Raw genomic sequence first — 24,730 nt, forward strand, 5'->3', positions numbered from 1 at the left:
CGTCAACGTCCTCTGGGCCCTCCTGCGCGACGGACGGACCTACGAACCCGTACCACCCACCGCTCTCGCGGCTTGACAGACAGCATTAGGAATCACTGATCGCTCGACGTGGCGGCAGTTCTCTCGGTCGAGGACCGGCGGCCACGGAACAAGGCATCCTCGCCCACCGGGCGGACCAGCCGAGGACCTACGGCGTGGATCGGCCGGCTCCGAGGATGCGTTCTCGGCCTGTCGCGAGGCCATGGTCCACGGGTCGTACGCGTGGGCTGTCACCAGGAAGCTCGTGCGGCCGATCATTTCCGAGGTCACCCCAGCGGCTCGGGATGGCCGTCACTGATCTCGCGACACTCAGCCGCCTGAGCGCATAACCGTCGTCATCTCCACGAGAAGACCGCCGCCGGCGGAGTTTGCCAAGCGTGAAGGAGGGCGATGTGCAACGACTCTGCAATCGATGGCTTTCCCTCATCTCACCGTTGATTCCGACATCGATCTGGAATGCGATGTGTGTCCGCCGTTTCCGATTACGTGGTTGTGCAGGCGACCTACATGAGCGGTGTGGCGCTCCGCAGTGGTCGTTATGACGAAACCCGGAAGCGGGGGCCCGCCGGTGAACCCTTTTCCGTGAAAGGTCGGAAGCCGCCCTGCCCGAAGTCCGCAGGTCCGTCCTGATGGCCGCCCGAGACGCGGTGGCCCCAAATGGTTCCAACACCCTCGAAGGATCAACTGAGGAGTCTTGATGCCCCAATTCCCTGACGCGAACCACGAATCCGCGCCCGGCGAGGATGCCGGATTCGGTCGCGAGATCTACCAGACATCCGACATTGTCGCCGAGGCCTATACCGTCCCGCGAAACGCCGAGAAATTGGAGCGTCTTCGACACCGTGGCGCAGCGGTGTGGGTGATCGTCGCCCTGACGCTGATCCTGCTGGCGGAGCAGAGCGCGTTCAGTAACCTGCTCTACACCCCGGTCCTGGCGGACCTCGCACAGGAGTTCCACACCACGAACGTCCTGTGGGTGATCACGGCGACGGCGATCAGCGGCGGAGTGGCGCTGCCGCTGATGGGCAAGCTGGGCGACATCTACGGCAAGAAGATCGTGCTGATCGTCGCCGTCGGGATCACCAGCGTCGGCTGTCTGGTCTGTTATGCCGCGCCCGACTACACGATCCTGCTGCTGGGCCGAGTGCTGATGGGTGTGTCCTTCGGCTACCTCTCGCTGGTGCTGCCGCTGGTCCGCGAGGTGTTCCCGCCGCGAGCGCGTCAACTGGTCCTGGCGGTGGCGCTCGGTGGGACCGGTGTGGTGACCATCTTCGGCCCGCTGCTGTCGGGATGGCTCGTCGACAGATGGAGTGTGCGAGTTCCCTTCATGTTCCAGTTCCTCCTCGGGCTCGTCGTAGGTGTGCTGACCCTGCTGGTGGTTCCCGAGACCCCGATGCGGATCCGCACCCGGGTGAACTACCTCAGTGTCGCACTGATCGGTGTCGGCGCGGTGGGCGTCTCCTTCGGACTCTCCCAGGTGCAGGCACACGGCTGGGCCTACTGGCAGGTTGCGGTCTACGGATGCGGCGGCCTGGCGCTGCTGGTCGGCTGGTACGTCCACAGCCGGTCGACCAGGACCCCGATGGTGAACCCGTCCCTGTTGAGACAGCGAGGATCCGCGATGCCGGTGGCGGGGTACGTCCTGATCTTCGGCGGCAGCGTCACCGCTCTGGTTCTCGTCTCCTTGCAGTGGGCGACTCCTCATCAGATCGCCGCCTACGGCCGCGGTCTCGACGCCACCCACATCGCGCTCTGGATGATCCCCTACGGCGTGGTGGTCACCCTGACCGGACTGGTCCTGGGTGCGACCGCGAACAAGGTCGGCTACCGCAACTACATGTTCATCGGCGCGCTCTTCGGCATCCTCGGACTGGTCCTGATGGCCTTCACGCTGACCGCCGCACCAGCGCTCGCCATGACCGCCTTCGCTCTGACCGGCGGGAGTTTCCTGGCCTCGGAGGCGGCCTTCGCGCTCCTGCTGCTCGCGACCCCACCTGACCAGCGGTCCAGCGCGATGGCCGTCAGCAACTCCGTGAACAGCGTCGTCAGCGCCGTGATACCCCAGGCCGCCTACGCCATCCTGGGCGGATCGGTCGCCCTCGTGGTCTCGGGGGTCTCCTTCTACACCGTCGCCGGCTTCCGCACCACCTACCTGGTCCTGGCGGCCGTCACCGCCGTCGGTGGGCTCGTCGTGTTCCTGGTGCCCCACGGCAGACGGTCGGCCGACGTCAGCGGTGAGACCCAGGCCGCTCCCACCATCCCCCTGGGCAACGCGTCCCCCGGCGTCTGACACCAGGCCACCAGGCAGGCCATGGGGGACGTCCGCGGCGCCCCCGGCCTGCCTGGCCCGCCTGGTGGCCTTCGGGAAGGCTCTACGTGGGTGTGAAGGACACAGCGCTGCCGTGCCCCGACCCGGGCGTCCGCGACCGTGGCCGTCTGTGCCACCGATTGCCGTTCGACGAGGCCACTGCGGCCGGCCACCTCTGCCCGGCCGACGCCGCCGCCTGACGCAGGTGTGGCGACCGTCGCCGGAACCCCGGCAGCAGACGAGAGAAGCAGAATCTGCGCGGTCGAGGACCGCATGCCCGACGCCCCGAACCGCGCACTGAACCGTTTCCGGCGCCCTCCCTGTCAGTCTGTGCCGAGACACCCGGTATGCCGGGTTGTCCTTCCTGGGTGAGACAGGAGCCCCACCCCAGATGACCAGCACGAACAGTCGGACAGCCGAGTCCGAGGACCCGGCCCCGAGGCCGACCCGCAGCCGCTTCGCGCAAGTAGGGGTACACCCAGCCGGGGCAGCCGGCCTCGCACCCAGAAGCACGACTTCGGCTGGGAAGAAAACGACGTCTGAGGTGCTCAGTCCTCGCCCGACCGTTCCTTCGGACTCGTCACACCTAGGCTCGGACCGGGGCGAGCGGTGACCGGGCGACCCTCCAACCGCGGTCCGGCAGTGTGGAGATGGCACCTCACGTACGCATGGTCCGAGAGTACGAACGCCGGTGGGGACTGCTCGCCGCAGACCTCCATCGCGTGTGGACAGCGGTTGTGGAATCGACACCCCGACGGAGGTTCGGCAGGATTGGGGATGTCGCCGCGTAGGACGATCCGTTGCCTCGTACGTTGCGCCTCAGGGTCCGCGACGGGCACAGCGGACAACAGGGCCTGAGTGTATGGGTGCCTGGGCTCGTCGTAGACGTCGCCGGCGGGGCCGATCTCAACGATCTCACCCAGGTACATGACAGCGATCCGGTCACTCGCATGACGTACGAGCGCGGGGTTGTGCGCGATGAGCAGATACGCCACTCCGAGGCGATGTTGAAGGGCCTCCAGCAGATTGATGACCTGCGCCTGGGTGGAGACGTCGAGCGCCGAGACGGGCTCGTCGAGAATGATCAGGCGAGGCTCGACCGTCAGTGCTCGGGCGATCGCCATGCGCTGCAACTGGCCACCGGACAATTCTCGTGGATAACGCTCCAGGTGCGCGGGCGACAATCCGACGAGCGGCATGAGTTCGCGCAACCGCTCCATACGGTCGCCTTCGCGAAGTCCTCGGCGCAGCTCCAGCGGTTCGCCGACGCTGACGCGAAGCGGCAGGAGCGGATCGAAGGCGGCGAACGGGTCCTGGAACACGGTCTGCACCTCGGCTCGCATCGGCCGCAGCCCGCGTCCGCGCAGGCGAGTCACGTCGCCTCCGCCGAAGTGGACCGTACCGCTGCTGGGATCCACCAGGCGCATCGCGAGCCGTCCGAGAGTGGACTTTCCGGAGCCGGACTCACCGACGAGTCCCAAAGACTCGCCGGCGAAGATCTGCAGGCTGACGTCCGTCACGGCATGTACGTGACCGCGCGCTCGCCGCAGGAGACGCTGCCGTACGGGGAACGTCTTCGAAACATGCCTCAACTCCATCAGCGGGTTGTCCGTCGGCACCTCGGCAGGCATGGGGCTCACCCTCTAGTCGGTCATCGTCAGTTCATGGGTGCGCACGCATCGGGCGAGGTGGTTGTCGCCGGCCTCCACGAGGGGGACATCACCGCGACATACGGGCTGGACGAAGCCGCAGCGGGAGGCGAGTCGGCACCCCTTTCCCCACTCGGAGAACTGTGGCACCTGGCCCGGGATGACGTGGAGCGGCGAGCGTGGCGTCACGCGTTGCGGCATGGCCCGCAACAGACCCATCGTGTAGGGGTGACGCGGCCGGTGGAACACCTCGTCAACGGGGCCCTGCTCGACGATCTGCCCGGCGTACATGACCGCGACGCGATCACAGATGTCGGCCACGACACCCAGATCGTGACTCACGAACAGCATCGACATCCCGAGTTCGGTGCGCAGTTCGCGAAGAAGCTCAAGGATCTGCGCCTGAACGGTCACATCCAGGGCGGTCGTCGGCTCGTCGGCTATCAGCAGTCGGGGACGACAGACCAGGGCCATTGCGATCATCGCCCGCTGACGCATGCCACCAGAGAACTCATGAGGGTATGACGAGGCCCGTCGCCGCGGAATACCGACCGACTCCAAGGCCTCGTGCATGCGCGCAGTGGCTTCCTGACGGGAGACTCGCTCGTGCCACCGGACAACTTGCGAGACCTGGTCGGCGACGGTCATCGCCGGATTGAGGCTCGACATCGGGTCCTGGAAGATCATCGCGATGTCACTGCCCCGCAGCGCCGCAACGTCGTTGAAGCCGAGCGAGAGCAGATCCTTGCCCTCGAATCGGATGGAGCCTCCGATCACCCTCGCCGGCGGCGACGGCAGCAGCCGCATGATCGACAGGGCGGTGACCGTCTTTCCTGAGCCGCTCTCCCCCACGAGGCCGAGAACCTCGCCTCGCGCAAGGGAGAACGACACGTCGTCGAGTATCTGGATCGGACCGTTCTCCGCGTCGACCTCGACGGCCAGCCCGTCGACAGCGAGCAGATGTTCCTGCTGAACGCGAACCGGCGGCGCGGTCCTGCGACGGACCGTGGTGAGGCCCGGGCGGCCCCGCCGTTTCGCCGTCTCGGAGGCGCCCAGGGCCGACCGAATCCCTTCGCCGACCTGGTTGAACGCGACTACGGTGAGAACGATGGCGATGCCGGGTGCCAACACGCTGAACGGGTGGCTGAGCATGGTGTCGTTCGCGGCGCTCAACATCCCACCCCAGCTGGCGGTCGGTGGCTGAACGCCGAGTCCGAGATAGCTCAGTCCCGCCTCCATGAGGATCGCGAAACCGACGGAGAGGGACGCCTGCACCATCAGCGGCGACACCACGTGGGGCAGCAGATGCCGTCGAATGATCACGTGTGTCGGGGTTCCGATCGATCGGGACGCATCGATGAAGAGCTCCTCGCGAACCGCGAGTGCTTGTCCCCTGACCAACCGGGCGAACCCGGGGACCAGCACGATCGCCATCGCGATGCCCGCGTTGAGCAGGCTCGGTCCCAGCATGCTGACGATCGCGATCGCGAGTACGAGGGCAGGAAGGCTCAGAAGGCCGTCCATGATCCGCATCACGACCGAATCGAGGACACCCCCGATGTATCCGGCGACCAGTCCGGCCGGGACGGCCACCAGCATCGAGGCGACCACCACCAGGACGCTGAACCGCAGGCTCACCCTGGCGCCGGCCAGAAGCCGGCTGAGGACATCGCGGCCGAGTTGGTCCGTCCCCAACCAGTGCGATGCCGACGGCCCGGCCAACGGGGCGGTGTCCAGCTGGGCGTTGGGATCATAAGGCGCGATGACGTTGGCGAGCACCGCCGCGAGGATGACAAGGGTCAAGATCACCAACGCGCCCATCGCAAGAGGGTCTCTGCGATAGCGTCGCGCGGCCCGGCGAACCACGCCGCCGTGCCGCCCTTCCGGGCTCCGCCCGCTCACGAGGTCCGCACCTTCGGGTTGAGGTACCCATAGGTGATATCCACCAGCAGGTTCGCGACAATGTAGCCGACCACGAACACCAGGGCCGTCGCCTGAATCGCCGGAACGTCCTTACTGCTCACTGCCGTGACCATGTAAGACCCGATTCCCGGGATGTTGAAGATCTGCTCCACGATGACGGTGGCTCCCAAGATGTTGCCGACCATGAGGCCGAGCACAGTGACGGCGGGGGTCGCGGAATTCTTCAGGGCATGGCCGAAGACGACACGGCGTGTGTTCCCGCCCTTCGCCCAGGCGGTCCGTATGAACGCCGTATCCATCGTGTCCGCGAGGCCGGCTCGCAATTGACGCGACAGGATGGCAACGCCTGCGGCCGCCAACGCTGTCGCAGGCATGGCGATCGACCGCAGCCACCCCAGCGAGTCATCTCGAAAATTGGTGTAACCGTATGGCGGCACCCAGCCGAGCTTCACAGCAAACACCGAGATCAGGACAAGGGCGATCCAGAACGGCGGCATCGACACCACAAGGCTCGTCGTGAACATCAGGAACCTGTCCACAACCCCTCCGGGGTGAAGGCCGCCGATCGTACCGAACGCCAGCGCCAGCGGAATGACGATCATGAAGACGGCGAACGCGAGGCCCAGGGTGACAGGAATACGTTCGCGAAGGTCGTCGACCACCGGTCGCCCCGAGACGAGCGACTGGCCGAAGTCGAAATGTGCCGCCCCCTTGAGCCAAGTGGTGTATTGCCCAAGAAAAGGTTCATCCAAGTGCAGCTCCCGACGAATCCGAGCTATCGTCCGGGGAGGCGCACTGCCGCCTCCGGCAATCGTTGTTGCGGCATCCCCGGGAATAAGCGTTACCAGGCTGAACACCAGGAACGACATGACCAGAAGCAGGGGTATGGAGATTGAAAGGCGCCTGATAATCATCCGGAACATGTACATCACTCACCTTTCGGTGGCGTCCGTCGCGCATCACCGGTTCGCCAGCCCGAGACCGGGAACCGAGCCCGGTCGTCTCAGGGGCGCGGCACCGAACAGGCCATCGGGTAACTAATCCTGGATATAGACCGAGTCGAAGTTCAGGTAACCGAACCCGTCGAACACGGGAGTGCCTGCGACGCGTCCCGTGTTCCATCCCTGAACCGTCGGCCACGAAGTGACGGGAATCAGGTAGGCGTGGTCGGCGACCAGCCTGGAGGCCTTCCTCAGGGCGGCAATCGCCTTCGGGTCGTCCGGCGCGAAGCGCGCCGCCTCATTGACGTCCTTCATGACATCGGGGCGATCTGCTCCGCACAGCACCCCGTAACCATCGGCACCGAACTCGAAGTAGAACTGGCCATAAGTGGCCATTCCGACCACGGGTGCCAGAAATGCGCCGGGTTTCTGCGGCACGACAAAGGAGCCCCGGTAATCGGCATCACCCGTGACGTCGACCTTGACACCCAATTTTTCCAGCTGCGCCTGCAGCGCCTCCGCGGCGGGGCCAACATTCACCGCAGTAACAGGATAGTGCAAGCTCACCGCCGGATCCGTAACACCGGATTCGGCGAGGAGGGCCTTCGCCTTGCCGGGATCGTACGTGATGATCTTCTTCAGCTCGGGGTCGAATGCTTTATCGGCCTCGCCGACAGGACCATAGACCGGCTTCGCGAGCCCTCCGTAGACGAGGGTGGAGAAGCGCTTTCGATCAATGCCGACCTGGACAGCCTGGCGGAACTTCTCGTTGTCGAACGGCGGCTTCGAGGTGCACATCTCCAAGTAGATGGGGGACGTGTTGAACTCCCGAGTCGCGTATTTCCCGTTGGCCTTGATGCTGGCCGCACTGCCCACCGACACATAGCTCGCCCAGTCCAATTGCCCGGAAAGAAGGCCGTTGGCATACTGTGGACCGGTCGGCGTGTTGACGACGTCGACGCCGCCCAACTTCTCGGTGGGCGCGTCCCAGTATTTCTGGCTCTTCCGGAAGGATATGAGCTGCCCCGTCACGTTCTTCGTGACGGTGAACGGGCCCGCGCCGACGGGAATCGAGTCGATCTGGCCGGGACGGGTCGCAAGCTGTTTCGGCGACACAATGGCGCCGGGGCGCATCGACAGTTCGGCGTAGAATTCTCCGGCGATCGGTCGGTCGAGATGCACGACGACCGTCAGCGGATTGACCACCTCTACGCTCTTCAGCGCCCTGATTCCAGGATCGAGGGATGCCTGGGCGGCCGGGGTCAGCGGACTGTGGTTGCGCAGAAGGCCGGTCTTGACCGCCGCCGCGTCGAAAGAAGATCCATCGCTGAAACGGACGCCAGGTCGCAGCGAGATCCTCACGGTGGCCGGGTCCACAACCTCGACATTCCTGGCCATCCACGGAGTGAAAGTACCGTCCGCGGATTCGCGCAGCAAAGTGCCGTAGACAAGCTTGTAGTAGAAGAAGTCGGTGTTGATCTGGGATTTGGCGGGATCCAGGTGAAGTCCGGCCGCCGGCATCGGGAACCCGTACTTCAACACGCCGGAGGGGTTGATGGCTCCTGAACCACCCCCGGCACCGGCAGCACATCCGGTCAGGGTGGTTCCAGCGGAAAACGAGAGGGCAAGAGCAGCTGTTACCAGGCGGAGTGTTCGGCTCATTCTCTGAGTCTCCGTATCGTGGCGCGACTGCGACCGGGAGGCATCGATGCCGATGGCGTTTGGGCGACGACGTCTCGGCGATGGCGATGTGGCGATGGCGCGACATCCGACATGCGAACTAACATTAGTTAGTTACCATCTATCGATGTAGTGTACTTGTCAAGGTCCAGTGACTGGCCGGCGAGACGCCGCGATGCGGCGCCCGGCGGCCAGATGACGGATCGCCAGAAAGCCTGGCTGCCCTCCTGGGGCCGACGCGTGCCCCAGATCTCGGATTCGATACTCCAGGCCATCGAACCGCGCTTCCAGCCGTTGCTGGAGACCATGGCCGACCTGGCCGACCTGGCCGACCTGGCCGGGCGGTCGTCAGGCCGGCCCTGCGTAACTCGCCGCACTCGTCCGTCGCCCCTGCCTCCCACCTGTCCGCCATGGCCGGCGTCACCATGCAGGGCACGGCCTCAGGCGAGCGGTACGTCGGGGCCCAGGCGCGCCCGGAGTTCGTCCACGGTGACGCCGAAGCACTCGCGCACCACCGCACCGGTGGGGCTGAGGTCGAAGACGGCGAGGTCGGTGTAGACGCGGCTGACACAGCCGACGCCGGTGAGCGGGTAGGTGCAGCGTGGCACGAGCTTGGGGACACCGCTCTTCGTGAAGAGCGTCATCATCACGTAGGTGTCCTTCGCCCCGATCGCCAGGTCCATCGCGCCGCCGACGGCGGGAATGGCGTCGGGCTCACCGGTGTGCCAGTTGGCCAGGTCGCCGGTCGCGCTCACCTGGAACGCGCCCAGTACGCACACGTCCAGGTGACCGCCGCGCATCATCGCGAACGAGTCGGCGTGGTGGAAGTACGCCGCGCCCGGCAGTTCCGTCACGGGCACCTTGCCCGCGTTGGTGAGATCGGGGTCGATCTCGTCGCCCACGGCGGCGGGGCCCATGCCCAGCAGGCCGTTCTCGGTGTGCAGGATCACCCCGCGCTCGGGCGGCAGATGGTCGGCGACCTTGGTGGGCTGCCCGACGCCGAGGTTGACGTAGGCGCCCTCGGGGATGTCGGCGGCGACCCAGGCGGCGAGTTCGTCAGGTGTCAACGGCATCTCAGCGAGCCCCCTCGACGGTGTAGCGGCGTGCGTCGACCCGGACCACTCGGTTGACGTAGATGTTGGGGGTGACCACCGACTCCGGGTCGAGTGTCCCGACCGGAACCACCTCGCTGACCTGGACGATCGTGGTGGTCGCGGCCGTGGCCATCACGGGCGCGAAGTTCCGTGCGGTCTTGCGGTAGACCAGGTTGCCGAGGGCGTCGGCCCGGTGGGCGCTGATGAGGGCGACGTCACCGCGGATGGGGTGTTCGAGGACGTGGGTGCGGCCGTCGATCACCCGTGTCTCCTTGCCCTCCGCCAGGGGTGTGCCGACGCCGGTCGGGCAGTAGAAGGCGCCGATCCCCGCACCGGCCGCCCGCATCCGTTCCGCCAGGTTGCCCTGGGGGACCACCTCCAGTTCGATGCGTCCCTCCCGGTAGAGGGCGTCGAAGATGTAGGAGTCGACCTGGCGCGGAAAGGAGCAGACGACCTTCCGCACCCGGCCGGCCTTCAGCAGTGCCGCCAGACCGACCTCGCCGTTGCCCGCGTTGTTGGACACGATGGTGAGGTCGGTGGCGCCCTGCCGGATCAGGCCGTCGATGAGGTCGAACGGCATACCGGCCAGACCGAAGCCACCGACCAGTACGGTGGCCCCGTCCTCGATGCCCGCGACCGCCTCGTCGACGGTGTCGTACGTCATGGCGCTCACACGCTCCCCTTTCCCACGGCGTCGAGGCCGCCCTGCGCGCCGAGCCGGCCAGACGGTGTTCGCCTCATGTGAGCTCCAGTCCGGGCAGGTCGCCGTCCGCACGCCACTCCCGCAGGATGCGGTAGAACGCGTTCGGCCCGTGCAGGAAGGCCATGGACGGGCCCGGCCGGACCTGGCCCTCGTTGTTGAGGTAGCCCGGGGTGCAGTCCTGGCGGAACCGCACCAGCGGTTCCGGGGTCTGCCCCAGGACACCCAGCCAGCCGTCCTCCGCCGCCGTGGTGCACTCGACGCGCTCGACGCCCCGGGACCTCGCCTCGTCGATCACGTAGGCGATGTGCTCGCTGATCTCCAGGATGTTGCTGGTGAAGTTGTAGACCGGTGCGGCGACCTGTGTGGCGGCGTTGAGGAAGCAGTTCGGGAAGCCATGGGTCTGGACTCCGTGCAAGGTGCGCATGCCACCGCTCCAGTGACCGCTCAGCCGTACGCCGTCCCGGCCGACGGGATCGACTCCCCACGCCCGGAGCAGACCGCGGCCGAGGTCGAACCCGGTCGCCAGGATCACGCAGTCCAGCTCGATCTCCCGGCCGTCGACGATCAGTCCGGTGGGCGTCGCCTTCTCCACGCCCAGACCCCTGGTGTCCACGAGGGTGACGTCGGGCCGGTTGAACGTGGCCAGGTACTCGTCGTGGAAGGAGGGTCGCTTGCACAGCAACCGGAAGTTCGGCATCAGTGCGGCCGCGGTGGCCGGGTCCTCGACGATCGAGGCGATCCGCGCACGGGCGGCCTCCATGGCGGCGAAATCGTCCAGCTCCGCCCGCGCCCGATCCTCCTCGCTCCCGAAGAGACCACGGTTGTGGCTGACAAGGGCCGGAAAGATGGAACGGGTCCAGGAATCCTGGACCAGGTCCGGGGCGGAGAGGTCGACGGTCCGCTCGTTGAAGGCGAACATCCGCTCGCGCTGCCAGCCGGGTGTCAGTCCCGCGGCCCACTCCGGGTCCGTGGGGCGGTTGTCCCGCTCCAGCACCACCACCGGCGTCCGCTGGAAGACGTAGAGGTGTTCCGCCGCCTGCGCGACCGGCGCGACGACCTGCAATCCGGTCGCGCCCGTTCCGATGAGTCCGACCCGTTTGTCCGCCAGGTTCGGCAGCCCGCCGCCGTTCGGGCCGGGCTCGCCCCCGGTGTAGCCGTAGTCCCAGCGGCTGGAGTGGAAGACGGCGCCCTGGAAGTCCTCCAGCCCCGCTATGCCGGGCAGCTTGGGCCGCTGGAGAACGCCGCCGCCCAGTACGAGGAACCGGGTGCGGATCTCGTCACCGCGGTCGGTGCGGACGGTCCACCTGGACTCCTCGTCGTCCCATTCCGCGTCGACCACCTCGGTCTGGAAGCAGGCGTCCCGGTAGAGATCGAAACGGCGGGCTATCGACCGGCAGTGCTCCAGGATCTCCGGCTGGTAGACGTAGCGTTCCGTCGGTGTGTACCCCATCTCCTCCAGCAACGGCAGATAGAGGTAGGACTCGATGTCGCACTGGGCGGCCGGGTACCGGTTCCAGTACCAGGTTCCGCCGACGTCCCCGGCACGGTCGATCAGGCGGATCCGCTCGACGCCCCGCTTGCGCAGTTCGGCACCGCAGGTCAACCCCGCGAGACCGGCGCCGAGCACCACGACGTCGACCTCGTCGTGCAGACTCTCTCGCTCCACCGGGCCGGCCCACGGGTCGTCCATCTGCTCGACGTAGCCGTACTGTCCGCTGCCGTCGGAGCGCAGCCGCCGGGCCCGCTCGGCCGCGTAGCGTGCGCGGACCTCGTCCAGTGCTGTGGTGTCTGGCACTTCCATCTCCTGAGGGCCTCGGTGAAGCAGGACGTGTGCCGCGCACGGCACGGGGAAGGCGTGCCGGCATCCCCGCCCCCGCGCCGCACGGTCGGATGGGGCCCGTGGGGAGGCCGCGGGCCGATGGTCAGCCGAGCGCCGGCACGACCCGCTCGGCCAGGCACCGCACGAAACCCCACGCGGCGTCCGGCGGCAGCCCCCCGATGAGAGGGCTCGTGAACAGCCCCCGGCCCGCACGAATGCGCTCGACCGCCTCGTCCACCGTCAAGATGCGATACGCGCCGCGTTCCGCCCGCAGTTCGTCCACGGTGGTGGCGGAGGACATCAGCGCCGTCGGGTTCCCCACGGACCACTCGGCGTACTTGCGGGCGTGGTGGAGCAGGTGCGGACCCGCGACCTGCCAGGCCTGGTCGACGTCCTCGGCGACCAAGATGAAGGCCGCGCTCTCCGTGTCCGGGACCGTACAGGTTCCCGGCCGCATGCCGTGCTCCTCGCAGGCCGCCAGGTAGGCGGCCTGGAGGACGGCGGCGTCCCCTCCCTGGCAGCGCATGTCGAGCCCGAACCGGCCGGCCCTGCGCGCCGCGGCCACCGAGCCGCCGCCCCAGCGCACGACGGGTCCGCCCGGGGTGACCGGCGCCGGCTCGATCCGCAGCTGCCGTCCGTCGTGCTCGAAGGGTTCCCCGGTCTTCGCCCGCAGCAGCAGTTCCAGCTTCTGGTCCGCGATGCGTCCCCGCCGACGGAACTCGACGTCGAAGAGGGTGTACTCCTCCGGCCGGTATCCGATCGCGGCCGTGTAGGACACCCGGCCTCCGCTCAGGTTGTCCAGGACGCACATCTCCTCGGCGAGCCGCAGCGGCTCCCACAGGGGCAGGATCAAGGCGGACACGCTGATCTGGACCTTCGACGTCGTCGCGGCGAGCGCGCTCGCCAGCAGGAGCGGCGAGGGGAGGTAGTCGTCGCCGGAGGCGTGGTGTTCGCTCACGGTGACTCCCGCCAGGCCGTGCTGCTCGGCGTACGCGGTGAGTTCGCGGGCGGCTCGGTAGAGCTCCTGGGTTGGTGCGCCGAACGGCGCGGTTCGCATGTCAAAAGCGAAGTTGAACACGGAGTGCCTCCTTCAGCGGCGTCGCCCGATCGCCGCTCTAAAGTAGTGCATTACTTTAGGAATGTGACGGAGTGATGTCAATCACGTGCCGATGGTCGCCGTAAAGTAGTGTATTACTTTAGAGCGTGGCCTGTGTGCCCACTGCCGCAACGTCTGAGCCGTCACACGCAAGGAGTTCCATGGCCGTGTCCAACACAGAGAAGATCGTCGTCCTCGACGGCGCCCGGACCCCGATCGGCAGCTTTGGGGGAGTCTTCAAGGACGTCCCCGGCTTCGAGTTGGGTGCGGTCGCCGCCAAGGCCGCACTCGACCGGGCGACGGTGGCCGCGGACGACATCGACGAGGTCGTGTTCGGATGCATCGGCCAGGTCGGGCCCGACGCCTTCAACGCCCGTCGGGTCGCCCTCACCGCGGGCCTGCCCGTGAGCACGCCCGCCCATACGGTCAACCGGCTCTGCGGCTCCGGGCTGCAGGCGATCTGGGCCGCGGCCATGCAGATGCGCTGGGGCGGCGTGGACTTCGCGCTGGCCGGGGGCGACGAGTCCATGTCCCGCATGCCCTTCTACGACTTCGGCGCCCGCAACGGCTACCGACTGGGCGACCGCACCCTGGTCGACGGCACCGTCATGATGCTGACAGACCCGTTCCACGACATCCACATGGGCGTCACCGCCGAGAACGTGGCCCGGCGGTACGACATCTCGCGGCAGGCCCAGGACGAGTTCGCCCTCGTCTCGCAGCAACGCGCCGCGTCGGACCGTGCGAAGGCCGCCTTCGCCGAGGAGATCGTGCCGGTGGAGGTGGGCGGCCGGAAGCCCCACACCGTGACGGAGGACGAGCACCCCAGGCCCGGGACCACCCTGGAGATCCTGGCGAAGCTCCGCCCGGCGTTCACCGAGGGCGGCACCGTCACGGCCGGCAACGCCTCGGGCATCAACGACGGCGCGGCGGCCGTGGTGCTCGCCCGCGAGTCGGTCGCCGCCGAACGCGGCCTGACGGGACTGGTCACCCTCGAAGCCGTCACGACGGCGGCGAACGAGCCGGAACTGATGGGCTACGCCCCTGCCTTCGCGCTGCGCAAGCTGTTCGAACAGACGGGCCTGCGCCCCTCGGACATCGACATCGTGGAACTCAACGAGGCCTTCGCCTCCCAGGCCGTGGCGGTGATACGCGACGCCAAGCTCGACCCCGAGCGGACCAACCCCTACGGCGGGGCGATCGCGCTCGGCCACCCCGTCGGCGCCACCGGAGCGAACCTGACCCTGCGGGTCGCCAAGCACCTGGCCCGCACCGACGGTGAGTGGGGGGTCGTCTCCATGTGCATCGGCGGCGGCCAGGCACTCGCGGCACTGTTCCGGCGGGCCGCATGAGCGACGAACTCGTCCGGGTCGACCTCGACGGCGGTGTCGCCCGCGTCACGCTCGACCGGCCGGACCGGGCCAACGCCTTCGACCTCCCCATGGCCCACGCCTTCGGCTCCGCCATGGACCGCGTCGAGGCCGACGACGTCCGGGCCGTTCTGCTGACGGGAGCCGGCACCCGGTTCTGCGGCGGGGGCGACGTGTCCTCGTTCCTGGCGGGCGACGATCCGGCGGAGTACCTGCTGGAGCTGGCGACGGTCCTGGAGGCACAGGTCCGCCGGCTCTCGGTCCTGCGCAAGCCGGTCGTCACCGCCGTGCAAGGGGCTGCCGCCGGTGCCGGGCTGGCCCTCGTGCTCGCCTCGGACATCGTGGTGTCCGCACCGACGGCGAAGTACACGATGGCGTACGCCGAGATCGGGCTCACGCCCGACTGCGGGGTCTCCTATCTCCTTCCGCGGGTGGTCGGTCTGCGCCGGGCACTGGCCATGACAGTCGGGCGGCAGACCCTCACGGCGGCGCAGGCGCAGGAGTGGGGGCTGGTGACCTCGGTCTCCGAGGACCCGGCCGCGACCGCGTACGAGATCGCCGCCGCCGTGGCGAACGGGCCCGCGCAGGCGCTGGGACAGGCCCGACGTCTGCTCCGCACGGGCTACGACCTGCCGCGCGACCTGCACGCCCGGGACGAGGCCGCGACCATCTCCGCCTCGGTCTCGACCCCCGAGGCCCAGCGACTGATCAGGGCGTTCACCGAGCGGTGACGGGCCGTACCCCCGAGAACAGAGAGGTTTCACAGTGCTGCTGAACGCGACAAGGGCCGTCGCGCCCGGAATTCCCCCCGTACCTCGGTGAAAGGGGAGGCGATGTCGACCGACCACGCGTCCACGGCACGGGCCGTCTCCCCGGACTCCGGGCTCCTCTGGACGGCGGAAGGCGCCTGGCCCGTCGCCGACGGTGTGTTCCGTATCCCGCTGCCCCTGCCCGCCGACGGGCTGAAGGCCGTCAACGTCTATCTGCTGGAGACCGAGGCGGGCCTCACGCTCGTCGACGGCGGTTGGGCCGTCGAGAGCGCGCGCGACGTGCTCACCCGGAGCCTCAGGTGCCTCGGTCACACCCTGCGGGACATCCGTACGTTCCTCGTGACCCATGTGCACCGCGATCACTACACGATGGCCTCTGTCCTCGCGCAGGAGTACGGCGCCACGGTCGTGCTCGGCCGCGGCGAGGAGCCGGCCCTGGGCCTGATCAACGGCGACGACCAGTACTTCGCGCGGACGATGCGGGACGCGTTCGTGTCCGCGGGCGCGGCGGACCTCATGAGCGCCGGCGAGCGGCCGAAGCCGGATCCGGGGGAGTGGCGGGAACCCGACCGGTGGATCGACGGCGAGACCACGTTCGAGGTCGGGTCACGTGTCCTCGACGCGGTGCCGACACCCGGACACACCCCGGGCCACTATGTGTTCGCCGACCGCCGGGCCGGTCTGCTCTTCGCCGGCGACCATGTGCTGCCCACCATCACCCCGTCGATCGGGTTCAGCTTCCCGCTGCCGGACGATCCGCTGGGCAGCTTCCTGGAGTCGCTGCGGCGGGTGCGCAGTCTGCCCGACCTGCGTCTGCTGCCCGCCCACGGACCGGTCACCGCGTCCAGCCATGCCCGGGTGGACGAACTCCTCGCGCTGCACGGGCACCGGCTCGGCCAGTGCGCCGACCTGCTGACCGCGTCCGGCGCGACGGCCGCCGCCGTCGCCGCGGGGCTGCCCTGGACGCGGCGACAGAGGTCGTTCGTGGAGTTGGACGGGTTCAACCAGCGGCTGGCCGCCCTGGAGACCAAGGCACACCTCGAACTCCTCGTCCTCGGGGGACGTGCCGCTCGCGAAGTGGTGGACGGGACGGTCCTGTTCGCCGCGGCCGGGACCTGACGGTGCGGCAGTGCGCCGCACAGCCATCGGCGCCCTCGGCGCCAGGAAAGGGAAGGCACATGATCCGCACCCGCGTCACCGAGATGTTCGGCGTCGAACACCCCATCGTCTGCGGTGGGATGACCGGCCTGGGCACCGCCGAGCTGATCTCGGCCGTGGCCAACGCCGGGGCGCTGGGGTTCCTCACCGCGCTGACCCAGCCCACACCGGAGGCCCTGGCGACGGAGATCCACCGCACACGCGACCTCACCGACCGGCCTTTCGGCGTCAACCTGACCATCCTGCCCACCATCAACCCGGTGCCCTACGACGAGTACCGGGCCGTCATCGTCGAGTCGGGTGTCAAGGTCGTCGAGACCGCGGGCTCCAGCCCCGAGCCCCATCTGCCGGACTTCAAGAAGGCCGGCGTCAAGGTCATCCACAAGGCCACCAGTGTCCGGCACGCCGTCTCGGCCGAGCGCAAGGGCGTCGACGCCGTGAGCATCGACGGCTTCGAGTGCGCCGGGCACCCCGGTGAGGACGACGTACCGGGGCTCGTTCTCATCCCCGCGGCCGCGCGGCGACTCGCGGTGCCGGTGATCGCCTCGGGCGGCATGGCCACCGGTGCCGGCCTCGTCGCGGCCCTCGCGCTCGGGGCGGAGGCCGTCAACATGGGCACCCGGTTCATGGCGACCACCGAGGCACCCGTCCACGACAACGTCAAACAGCGGATCGTCGCCAACGACGAGCGCGACACCGTCCTGGTCTTCCGGAACTTCCGCAACACCGCGCGTGTGGCGCGCAACAGCGTCTCCGAGCAGATCGTCGAGATCTCCGAGCGTCCCGGAGCCACGTTCGCGGATGTGGCCGGGCTGGCGTCCGGCGTACGCGGTCGCACCAACGTGCTCGCGGGAGGTGACGTGGAGGGCGGTATGTGGTGGGCCGGACAGACCCAGGGTCTGATCGACTCCGTCGACACCTGTGCCCGTGTCGTCACGAGGATCATGACCGAGGCCGAGCAGATCATGGTCAAGCGGCTGCCGGCCCTCGTCGGTGCCTGAGCTGTCCGGACGGCGGTTGGCGTCCGGACGTACGAAGGGAGCCGCGGCCGACGGTGCCGGAAGGCACGGTCGGCCGCGGCTTCTTCCCTCGCTGTCCCCGAGTGCGCCCTTCAGCGGGCGAAGTTGAGCCGGTGACCTTCCCAGGGCCACTCGACGGCGTACAGGATCCCGCGCCCCGAGGAACAGATGTAGCCGGTGCCCGGGTCGGTGCCGCCGAAGCAGATGTTGGTCACCCAGGGGTCGTGTTCCGGAGTCACGAACCGTCCGATCTCCCGGCCTTCGGGTGAGACGACCGAGATCCCGGACCTCTTCAGATTGGCGGCGCACACGTTGCCGGCGCCGTCGACGGCCAGCCCGTCCCAGCCGTGCCCCTCGGCGTCGTGGAACAGGATGCGTCGGTTGGTGAGCTCTCCCGGAGCCACGACGTCCCACACGTTCAGATCGCCGAAGGTCTCGCTCACGTACAGGCGGGTGCCGTCGGGCGACAGGCCCGCACCGTTCGGCAGGGCGAGGCCGGTGACGGCCCACCGGATCCACCGGCCCATGGGGTCGGCATAGCAGATGTTCCCCGTGGTGGTGTCGACGAAGTAGCAGTTGCCGAAGGTGTCGAAGACGATGTCGTTGAGCCAGCCGAGATGGTGACCCTCGGCGTGGGTGTGGACGGTGTCGACCTCGCCGGTGTCCAGGTCGAGGCGTTGCAGGCTGCCCTGGTCGAACTTCTCGTTGCCGGGGCCGCCGCCGTTCGTCCTCGTGATGCCGTGCTCGTCGACGACGAGGCGGGTGCCGCCGTTGTTGGCCAGATAGACGTGGCCGTCCGGGCCGAACGCGGCGCCGTTCACACCGCCGCCGCACTCGTAACGGTGCAGGAAGCCGTCCGGCGTGATCCGGGCCAGGGCGCCCGCGAGCTCCGATACCAGCACCGTTCCGTCGTCCATGGCGACGGGGCCCTCCGGGAAGCGCAGCCCGGTGCCGACGACGCGCAGGGTGGACATGTCGAACTGAGTGGCGTTGCTGTCCATGCGGCTCTCTTCATCTCATGGGCGGTGGCTCTTCGGGGCGGCAACCCCCTGGACCTGGGCAGGGCTCAGGACGGCCCCCCGCTCCTGCTGTCGAGTTCAGCCGGGCGCTGCGCGGCTGACAGGTCGTAGGGCGACGAGGCCGCGGTCTCGGGCACCACGTGCAGGGTGACGCGCGAGGGCATGTCGGGCCCGGTGTGGACACGTTGGGCGGCCACGCTGATGTCCGTCTCGCGTCCCACCTCGGGGACGACCCGGGAGTTCAGGTTGCGCGAGTACTTGGGGAAGCTGCTGCTGGTGATGTGCACGCGGATCCGGTGGCCGGGCAGGAAGGAGTGGACGATCGGGTCGATCGCGATGTCCAGCTCCACGGGCTCACCCGGTGTCAGCCATGACGCGTTGCCGCCGCCGCGGTAGCGGGTGCGCAGGACTCCCTCGGCGAGCTTCGCCGCGAAGCCGTCCGGCGCCACGTCGATGATCCTTACGATGAAGTCGGTGTCCTCCGCGCTGCTGGAGACCCAGACGGTCGCCTGCGCGGATCCGGCCACCCGCACCACGTCCGTCAGCACCGGAGAGTCGTAGACCAGCAGGTCGTCGCGTGTTTCGAGGGGCCGCTGGTCGTGTGCCCCGTCGGCCGTCAGCGTGCGGTCGAACCGGGCGACCTGGCCGATGTCGATGAGGACGCCACCGATGGTCGGCGCCGGGTCGGCAGGATCGTAGGTGTAGGCGGGGCTTCCGTAGCCGGCGGGTGCCTCGAAGGCCAGCAGGCCTTCCCGTTCCGCTTGCGCGGCGGGGGCGCTGTCGAGGAAGACGTCGAATGCGGATCCGCTCGGGGGCCAAGTGCTCGACGCGGCCCACTTGTTCTCGCCCGACAGGTAGTAGTGCAGTCTGGACGGGTGTGTCGCCGCCGGGGCCGGGTCCTTCAGCCAGCGATCGAACCACGCGATCATGGCCGCCCACCATACCTTGCGGCCGCCGGCCGGCGCGTCGAGGTGGTCGCGGGGGCCGGACGGTGTCCCCACGGTGCCGAAGTGGCCCCAGGGTCCTATGACGAGTTCATGGCCGATGTCCGGATCGGCCGCCCAGATCTTCGCCATCGACGCCGCGAAGGGTGAGTACACACCAGTGACGGCCTTGATGGGGACGAGGGCGCGCGAGGGATCCTTTCCGAGGGCGCGGGAGTCCTTCTTCCAGAACGGATCCGTGGGCTCGGCGAGAAAGATGCTGCGCAGCCCCGAGGTCACATGATCGTCCTTGAGTGCTGTGAAATCGAGCAGGGGAAGGCGCAGCAGATCCTCCCGGGTCGATCTGACGGCCGACCGCACCTCCCGCAGGAGCTCCTCGCGCTCGGCTTCGCCGAGACCGAGGCGCGGCAGGTTGTTCAGCGTGGCCATGTGCGACATGAACTGGGCGGCGAAGTAGACCTCCGAGGGGACACCCGCCCGGTGGGTCCAGGACTCCATGTCCGTGTGGCCGTCCACCACGAAGGCGGCGCCCAGCGAGGGCGGCTGGGCGGCGACCGCCTGGAGGGCGGTCATGGTCAGGGCCGAGTTGCCGACGACCCCGACCTTCCCGTCGGACCACGGCTGCGCCGCCGCCCACTCGACCGAGTCGTATCCGTCCTCCTGCTCCTGGAACGAGAAGTCCAGGAACCCCTCTGACGCGCCGCAGCCGCGACAGTCCTGGGAGACATAGGCGTAGCCTGCCCGCACGATGGCCATCGGCCCGGGATAGGCGTGCTCCATGTATCCCTGTTTGCCGTAGATCGACCGCTGGAGGACGACCGGACGCCGTATGTCGTCGTCGAACCGGAAGACATCCGCCCGCGTGCGAGTGCCGTCCCGCAGCGGGATGACGACGTCCTGCTCCACGATGATGTTGGCTGGCATGGCTTCCGGATCTCCTGTCTGCGGACCTGGTCGAAGACGGCCGGCTGGCAATTTAGTAGTGCACTATATTTTGTGTCACGTCGATGTGACAAGCGGTCAGACGGGTGCGATCCGAGGCCAGGCGCCGCCCGCCTCCACCGTGTGCCGCAGCACCAGGCGGTCCCACTCGCGGACCGGGCCGACCTCCGAACGCCACGCCAGGACGCGCGTGGTGAAGCGGTGCAGCGGGTGTTCGCGCGTGGTGCCGAGCGCGCCGACGACCTGGTGGGCGTTGCGCACGACCGTCGAGGCCGCGTGCCCCAGCACGGAGCAGGCGGCCGCGATCTCGAACTCCCCGGCGATGACCGCCTCGGCCAGCTCCGCCCCCTCGGCGTCGCCCAGACGCAGCGTGGCGGCGCCGACCGCGGCCCGGGACAGCGCCGCGTTCGCCGCGATGTCGGCGACGAGATGCTGCACGGCCTGGAACCGGCCGATCGGGCGGCCGAACTGGGCCCGTGCGCCGGCGTGCTCGACGCACAGCTCAAGGATCCGGTCCAGGGCCCCGACGGCGCTGGTCGCGCGCGCCCAGGCCGTGAGCAGGCGTGCCGCGCGCGCCGTCTCCGGATGCGTCGCCTCCGTCCACGCGGTCCGGTCCGCGGGGAGGACCAGGGTCGGACGTGACTCACCGGCCAGGTTCACCCCCTCGGCCACCCGGCAGGCGCTCACCGGCACCTCCGCCACCCGGGTGCCGCCCTCCGGGTCCGACCGCAGGACCACGAGAAGCTCGACCTCGGACGTGAACGGCACGCGCGGCACGGTATCGCCGTCGGCGAGGTGCCCGACGGTCCGCAGACGGGCGTCGCCGGCGACCTCCAGCAGGCGTCCGGCGACCAGGTCGTGCTCGGCCAGCGGGAGCGGGCACGCGGCGCGCCCGGCGGCCCGGAGCAGGGCGGCTACCTCCGTGAGGCCGCCCCCGCTGCCCCCCAGCCGCTCGGGGGTGCCGAGCCGGGCCAGTCCCGTCTCGACCAGCAGCGGCCACAGCCCGCCCTCCGGGGGCTCGGCCCCCAGCACGCCGCCGATCAGGGTCTCGATGTCGTGGTCGATCGCCGTCGTGACGGTCATCGCAGCCCCAGCTCTCGTGCGAGGATCCCGCGGAGCACCTCGTTGGTGCCTCCGCGCAGGGTGAATCCGGGCCGTTGCATGACCGAGTCCACCAGGGTCGAGTGGAGCGCGGTGTCGACGCGCGCGCCGAGGTCCGCCAGTTGCAGGTCGGCCATGTCGGCGATGTCCCCCTCCAGTGTCGTGCCCAGGATCTTCACCACGGCCGCCGCCGCGTCGGGCTTGGACCGCGCCTGGAGCTGGTGCGCGATCGCGGTGGACATGTGGTGCAGGGCGTGCACCCGGGCGACGGCGTGCCCCAGTTCGGCGGGGTCGAAGAGCGGGGCCCGGGTCACCATCGCCTCCAGCAGCAGCTGGGTGGAGAGGAACCGCTCCGGACCGCTGCGCTCGTAGGCGAGTTCGGAGGTCACCTGGTGCCACCCGTCGCCCTCCGTCCCCAGCAGCCGCTCGTCGGGGACGAACACGTCGTCCAGGAACACCTCGTTGAAGTGGCACTGACCGTTCATCGACTCGATCGGGCGGATCTCGACGCCCGGCGCGCGCAGGTCGACGATGAGCTGGGACAGTCCCGCGTGCCGGTGCGCTTCGTCGCGGGGCGCGGTGCGCACCAGGGCGAAGAACGCCTCGGCCCGGTGGGCGCCCGAGGTCCAGACCTTGGAGCCGTGCACCCGCCATCCGCCGTCGACCCGTTCGGCACGCGTGCGCACTCCGGCCAGGTCGGAGCCCGTGTCGGGTTCGCTCATCCCGATGCCGAACGAGCAGGTTCCCGCCGCGATCCGGGGCAGGAAGTGCTTCCGCTGCTCAGGTGTGCCGAAGGCGAGGAGGGACGGCACGATCTGCCGATCGGCGATCCAGTGCGCGGCCACCGGCGCACCGGCGGCGAGCAGCTCCTCGGTCACGACGAACCGGTCGACGAAGGTGGCGCCGGTGCCGCCGTACTCGACGGGGACGGTCATGCCCAGCCAGCCGCGCCCGGCCAGCGCCAGGGTGAACCCGGGGTCCCAGCGGGTCAGCCAGCTGTCCACCGCGGCGAACGGGCCGTGCGCGTCGCCCCATCGGGCGAGGAAGGCCCGGACCTCCGCTCGGAGCGCCCGCAGCCGCTCGTCCTCGGCGACGATCTCCGGTGACCGCAGCATCACTGTCCCTCCGGGCGTGGGGCCAGGACGTCCCGCATGGCCTGGCCGTGCTCCTCGGTCTGGTGGGCGATCGCCTGCATCGCCGCGGAGAGTTCCAGCACACCGCTGAGGTCGGAGCGGCTCGATTCGCGGAGCAGCCGCTTGGCCATGCGCACCGCGGGGACCGGGTTGGCCGCCACCCGTTCGGCGAGCCGCAGGGCGGTCTCCAGCAGGAGGTCCGGCTCGACGACGGCGTTGAGCATGCCCCACTCCATCGCCTGGCGGGCCGGGACCCGGTCCCCGGTGAGGACCATCTCGGCGGCGCGGGCGGCGGGCAGACTCCGGGGCAGGAACCACGCCCCGCCGTCGCCCGGGATCAGACCGAGTTTGACGAAACTCTCGGCGAAGAAGGCGGTGTCGGCGGCGACCCTGAGGTCGCACATGAACGCCAGATCACAGCCGGCGCCGACGGCGGGGCCGTTGACCGCGGCGACGAACGGCACCTCGTTGGCCGACATGAGCCGGGGGATGCTCTGCACGTGTTTGCGGTAGCTGCGGCGCAGGGCCACGATGTCGCCGTCGAACATGCCCTCGCGGCGGGCCATGGCCTTGACGTCGCCGCCCGCGGAGAAGGCGCGCCCGGCTCCGGTGAGTACGACGGCGCCCACGTCGGGGCTGTCGTTGACCCGCATCATCTGCTCGGCGAAGGCGCTGAGGAACTCCGGGCCCGTGACGGGGTTGCGGCGTTCGGGGTCGTTGATGGTCCAGATCTCGACGGGGCCGCGGGCGTCGACGAGGAGCGGTTCGGTCATGGGGTCTCTCGTTCGGGGATGGGGGAGGAGGAGGTCTCCCGGTCCGTGGCCGCCAGCCACGCGCGGAGGTCTTCGGTGTGCTCTCCGAGCGCGGGTGGCGGGCCCGACACCCGTACCCGGCGGCCGTCGAAGAAGAACGGCGGTGACACCTGGGGGAGTGAGTCCGTGTCCGTCTCGATGTGCTGGACCGGTTCGAGGCCGAGCGTCTCGGCGAGCGCGAAGGCCTCGGCGATCGTGTTCACCGGGCCGCACGGGACCCGGGCGGACTCCAACTGGGCCAGCACATCGGCGGACCGCCGCCGCCGTGCGGCGGCGTCGAGTTCGACGTGCAGGTCCGGGAGGTGCGCGACCCGGTCGCGGTTGGTCGCGAAGCGCGGATCGTCGGCCAGGGCGGGCACGTCGAGTGCGCGGCAGAGCGCGCGGAACTGGGTGTCGTTGCCGCACCCGATCGCGATCTGCCGGTCGGCCGTCCGGAGCAGTTGGTAGGGGGCGACGCTGGGGTGCCGGTTGCCCAGCCGGGACGGCACCTCGCCGGCCGCGACATAGGCGCTGGACTGGTTGGACAGGGCGCTCAGCAGGGAGGAGAGCAGGTCGACCTCGACGCGGTGGCCGACGCCGGACGCGTCGCGGGAGCGGAGGGCCGCCAGGACGGCGATCGTGGCGTGGAGCCCGGTCACGACGTCGACCAGGGCCACCCCGACCTTCATGGGCTGGCCGTCCGGCTCGCCGGTGATGCTCATCAGGCCGCCCACGGCCTGGGCGATGAAGTCGTAGCCGGGCCGCCCGGCGCCCCCGGCACTGCCGAAGCCGGTGATCGAGCAGTACACCAGGCCCGGGTTGTCGGGCCGGAGTTCGTCGTAGCCCAGCCCGTACCGGTCGAGCGTGCCGGGCAGGAAGTTCTCGATCAGCACGTCGGCCCGCAGCGCCAGCCGGCGGGCCGTCTCCAGGTCGGCGGGGTCCTTGAGGTCGAGCGCCATTCCCTTCTTGCCCCGGTTGGTGCCGAGGTAGTAGGTGCTGGTCTCACCGCGGTGCGGTGGGCCCCAGGCGCGGGTGTCGTCACCGCCTTCGGGGCGCTCCACCTTGATCACGTCGGCACCGAGGTCGGCGAGCAGCATGGCCGCGCTGGGCCCCGCGAGGACGCGTGAGAAGTCAGCGACCAGTACACCGGCCAGCGGGCGGGGGCCGTCCTGTCCGTCCCGGGTCACCTGGGACCCCTTTCGTAGCCGCGGCTAAAAGTAGTGCATTACTT

19 protein-coding genes are annotated in these 24,730 nt (G+C 69.1%); 5 read left to right on the top strand and 14 right to left on the bottom strand.

Going from position 1 to position 24,730, the window contains the following annotated elements; all coding sequences use genetic code 11:
* Positions 1 to 736 precede the first annotated feature (736 nt).
* Positions 737 to 2,329 carry an MFS transporter gene (locus ACZ619_RS28380; RefSeq protein WP_469604605.1) on the top strand — a complete coding sequence of 531 codons (1,593 nt, stop codon included), beginning with the start codon at positions 737 to 739 and terminating at the stop codon, positions 2,327 to 2,329.
* 566 nt (positions 2,330 to 2,895) lie between these two features.
* On the opposite strand, the gene ACZ619_RS28385 is transcribed toward ACZ619_RS28380, so the two are convergent.
* The 8 genes from ACZ619_RS28385 to ACZ619_RS28420 form a co-directional block, all read right to left on the bottom strand.
* Positions 2,896 to 3,867: an ABC transporter ATP-binding protein gene (locus ACZ619_RS28385; protein ID WP_469604607.1), complete on the bottom strand. Its 972-nt coding sequence runs from the start codon at positions 3,865 to 3,867 to the stop codon at positions 2,896 to 2,898.
* 123 nt (positions 3,868 to 3,990) lie between these two features.
* Complete coding sequence (locus tag ACZ619_RS28390) at positions 3,991 to 5,898, bottom strand: dipeptide/oligopeptide/nickel ABC transporter permease/ATP-binding protein (RefSeq protein ID WP_469604609.1); 1,908 nt, start codon at positions 5,896 to 5,898, stop codon at positions 3,991 to 3,993.
* Positions 5,895 to 6,842 (bottom strand): ABC transporter permease, encoded by a 948-nt coding sequence (locus tag ACZ619_RS28395; protein ID WP_469604612.1) that lies wholly within the window; start codon positions 6,840 to 6,842, stop codon positions 5,895 to 5,897. Before ACZ619_RS28395 ends, ACZ619_RS28390 begins: the two co-directional genes overlap by 4 nt.
* 114 nt (positions 6,843 to 6,956) lie before the next feature.
* Positions 6,957 to 8,522 (bottom strand): ABC transporter substrate-binding protein, encoded by a 1,566-nt coding sequence (locus ACZ619_RS28400; protein ID WP_469604615.1) that lies wholly within the window; start codon positions 8,520 to 8,522, stop codon positions 6,957 to 6,959.
* Positions 8,523 to 8,980: 458 nt separating this feature from the next.
* Positions 8,981 to 9,613, bottom strand: a complete 633-nt coding sequence (locus ACZ619_RS28405; protein WP_469604618.1) for a 3-oxoacid CoA-transferase subunit B — start codon at positions 9,611 to 9,613, stop codon at positions 8,981 to 8,983.
* 1 nt (position 9,614) lies between these two features.
* Positions 9,615 to 10,298 carry a 3-oxoacid CoA-transferase subunit A gene (locus ACZ619_RS28410; protein WP_469605009.1) on the bottom strand — a complete coding sequence of 228 codons (684 nt, stop codon included), beginning with the start codon at positions 10,296 to 10,298 and terminating at the stop codon, positions 9,615 to 9,617.
* Positions 10,299 to 10,371: 73 nt separating this feature from the next.
* Positions 10,372 to 12,138, bottom strand: a complete 1,767-nt coding sequence (locus tag ACZ619_RS28415) for a flavin-containing monooxygenase (RefSeq protein ID WP_469604621.1) — start codon at positions 12,136 to 12,138, stop codon at positions 10,372 to 10,374.
* A 121-nt stretch (positions 12,139 to 12,259) separates the two neighbouring features.
* Complete coding sequence (locus ACZ619_RS28420; protein WP_469604624.1) at positions 12,260 to 13,213, bottom strand: LLM class flavin-dependent oxidoreductase; 954 nt, start codon at positions 13,211 to 13,213, stop codon at positions 12,260 to 12,262.
* Between the two features lie 206 nt (positions 13,214 to 13,419).
* Here ACZ619_RS28420 and ACZ619_RS28425 point away from each other — a divergent pair, with 206 nt between their 5' ends.
* The 4 genes from ACZ619_RS28425 (at position 13,420) to ACZ619_RS28440 (ending at position 17,551) form a co-directional block, all read left to right on the top strand.
* On the top strand, positions 13,420 to 14,604 hold the full coding sequence (locus tag ACZ619_RS28425) for a thiolase family protein (protein WP_469604627.1): 1,185 nt from the start codon (positions 13,420 to 13,422) through the stop codon (positions 14,602 to 14,604).
* Positions 14,601 to 15,353: an enoyl-CoA hydratase/isomerase family protein gene (locus tag ACZ619_RS28430; protein WP_469604629.1), complete on the top strand. Its 753-nt coding sequence runs from the start codon at positions 14,601 to 14,603 to the stop codon at positions 15,351 to 15,353. Before ACZ619_RS28425 ends, ACZ619_RS28430 begins: the two co-directional genes overlap by 4 nt.
* A 102-nt stretch (positions 15,354 to 15,455) precedes the next feature.
* On the top strand, positions 15,456 to 16,511 hold the full coding sequence (locus ACZ619_RS28435; protein ID WP_469604631.1) for an MBL fold metallo-hydrolase: 1,056 nt from the start codon (positions 15,456 to 15,458) through the stop codon (positions 16,509 to 16,511).
* 59 nt (positions 16,512 to 16,570) lie between these two features.
* The gene (locus tag ACZ619_RS28440) at positions 16,571 to 17,551 is read left to right on the top strand and encodes an NAD(P)H-dependent flavin oxidoreductase (protein ID WP_469604634.1); all 981 of its coding nucleotides are present in this window, start codon (positions 16,571 to 16,573) and stop codon (positions 17,549 to 17,551) included.
* 110 nt (positions 17,552 to 17,661) lie between these two features.
* Here the strand turns inward: ACZ619_RS28440 and ACZ619_RS28445 are convergent, their stop codons facing one another.
* The 6 genes from ACZ619_RS28445 to ACZ619_RS28470 form a co-directional block, all read right to left on the bottom strand.
* Positions 17,662 to 18,570 (bottom strand): SMP-30/gluconolactonase/LRE family protein, encoded by a 909-nt coding sequence (locus ACZ619_RS28445; protein WP_469604637.1) that lies wholly within the window; start codon positions 18,568 to 18,570, stop codon positions 17,662 to 17,664.
* Positions 18,571 to 18,635: 65 nt separating this feature from the next.
* Positions 18,636 to 20,456: a CocE/NonD family hydrolase gene (locus ACZ619_RS28450; RefSeq protein WP_469604639.1), complete on the bottom strand. Its 1,821-nt coding sequence runs from the start codon at positions 20,454 to 20,456 to the stop codon at positions 18,636 to 18,638.
* Positions 20,457 to 20,552: 96 nt separating this feature from the next.
* Positions 20,553 to 21,557 (bottom strand): acyl-CoA dehydrogenase family protein, encoded by a 1,005-nt coding sequence (locus ACZ619_RS28455; protein ID WP_469604642.1) that lies wholly within the window; start codon positions 21,555 to 21,557, stop codon positions 20,553 to 20,555.
* Entirely contained in the window at positions 21,554 to 22,690 is a 1,137-nt protein-coding gene (locus ACZ619_RS28460; RefSeq protein WP_469604644.1) for an acyl-CoA dehydrogenase family protein, read from the bottom strand. The genes ACZ619_RS28455 and ACZ619_RS28460 overlap by 4 nt, the downstream gene beginning before the upstream one ends.
* The gene (locus ACZ619_RS28465; RefSeq protein ID WP_469604647.1) at positions 22,690 to 23,481 is read right to left on the bottom strand and encodes an enoyl-CoA hydratase-related protein; all 792 of its coding nucleotides are present in this window, start codon (positions 23,479 to 23,481) and stop codon (positions 22,690 to 22,692) included. Before ACZ619_RS28465 ends, ACZ619_RS28460 begins: the two co-directional genes overlap by 1 nt.
* Positions 23,478 to 24,686, bottom strand: coding sequence for a CaiB/BaiF CoA transferase family protein (locus ACZ619_RS28470; protein ID WP_469604650.1), 1,209 nt, complete (start codon positions 24,684 to 24,686; stop codon positions 23,478 to 23,480). The genes ACZ619_RS28465 and ACZ619_RS28470 overlap by 4 nt, the downstream gene beginning before the upstream one ends.
* Positions 24,687 to 24,730 lie beyond the last annotated feature (44 nt).

It is taken from the genome of Streptomyces sp. NPDC104367, from assembly GCF_055583825.1.

Bases quoted from the DNA above. Each gene is read 5' to 3' on its own strand.
- ACZ619_RS28380 (WP_469604605.1), top strand. From the start codon at position 737: ATGCCCCAATTCCCTGACGCGAACCACGAATCCGCGCCCGGCGAGGAT.
- ACZ619_RS28395 (WP_469604612.1), bottom strand. From the start codon at position 6,842: ATGTTCCGGATGATTATCAGGCGCCTTTCAATCTCCATACCCCTGCTT.
- ACZ619_RS28400 (WP_469604615.1), bottom strand. From the start codon at position 8,522: ATGAGCCGAACACTCCGCCTGGTAACAGCTGCTCTTGCCCTCTCGTTT.
- ACZ619_RS28405 (WP_469604618.1), bottom strand. From the start codon at position 9,613: ATGCCGTTGACACCTGACGAACTCGCCGCCTGGGTCGCCGCCGACATC.
- ACZ619_RS28410 (WP_469605009.1), bottom strand. From the start codon at position 10,298: ATGACGTACGACACCGTCGACGAGGCGGTCGCGGGCATCGAGGACGGG.
- ACZ619_RS28415 (WP_469604621.1), bottom strand. From the start codon at position 12,138: ATGGAAGTGCCAGACACCACAGCACTGGACGAGGTCCGCGCACGCTAC.
- ACZ619_RS28420 (WP_469604624.1), bottom strand. From the start codon at position 13,213: ATGCGAACCGCGCCGTTCGGCGCACCAACCCAGGAGCTCTACCGAGCC.
- ACZ619_RS28430 (WP_469604629.1), top strand. From the start codon at position 14,601: ATGAGCGACGAACTCGTCCGGGTCGACCTCGACGGCGGTGTCGCCCGC.
- ACZ619_RS28435 (WP_469604631.1), top strand. From the start codon at position 15,456: ATGTCGACCGACCACGCGTCCACGGCACGGGCCGTCTCCCCGGACTCC.
- ACZ619_RS28440 (WP_469604634.1), top strand. From the start codon at position 16,571: ATGATCCGCACCCGCGTCACCGAGATGTTCGGCGTCGAACACCCCATC.
- ACZ619_RS28445 (WP_469604637.1), bottom strand. From the start codon at position 18,570: ATGGACAGCAACGCCACTCAGTTCGACATGTCCACCCTGCGCGTCGTC.
- ACZ619_RS28450 (WP_469604639.1), bottom strand. From the start codon at position 20,456: ATGCCAGCCAACATCATCGTGGAGCAGGACGTCGTCATCCCGCTGCGG.
- ACZ619_RS28455 (WP_469604642.1), bottom strand. From the start codon at position 21,557: ATGACCGTCACGACGGCGATCGACCACGACATCGAGACCCTGATCGGC.
- ACZ619_RS28460 (WP_469604644.1), bottom strand. From the start codon at position 22,690: ATGCTGCGGTCACCGGAGATCGTCGCCGAGGACGAGCGGCTGCGGGCG.
- ACZ619_RS28465 (WP_469604647.1), bottom strand. From the start codon at position 23,481: ATGACCGAACCGCTCCTCGTCGACGCCCGCGGCCCCGTCGAGATCTGG.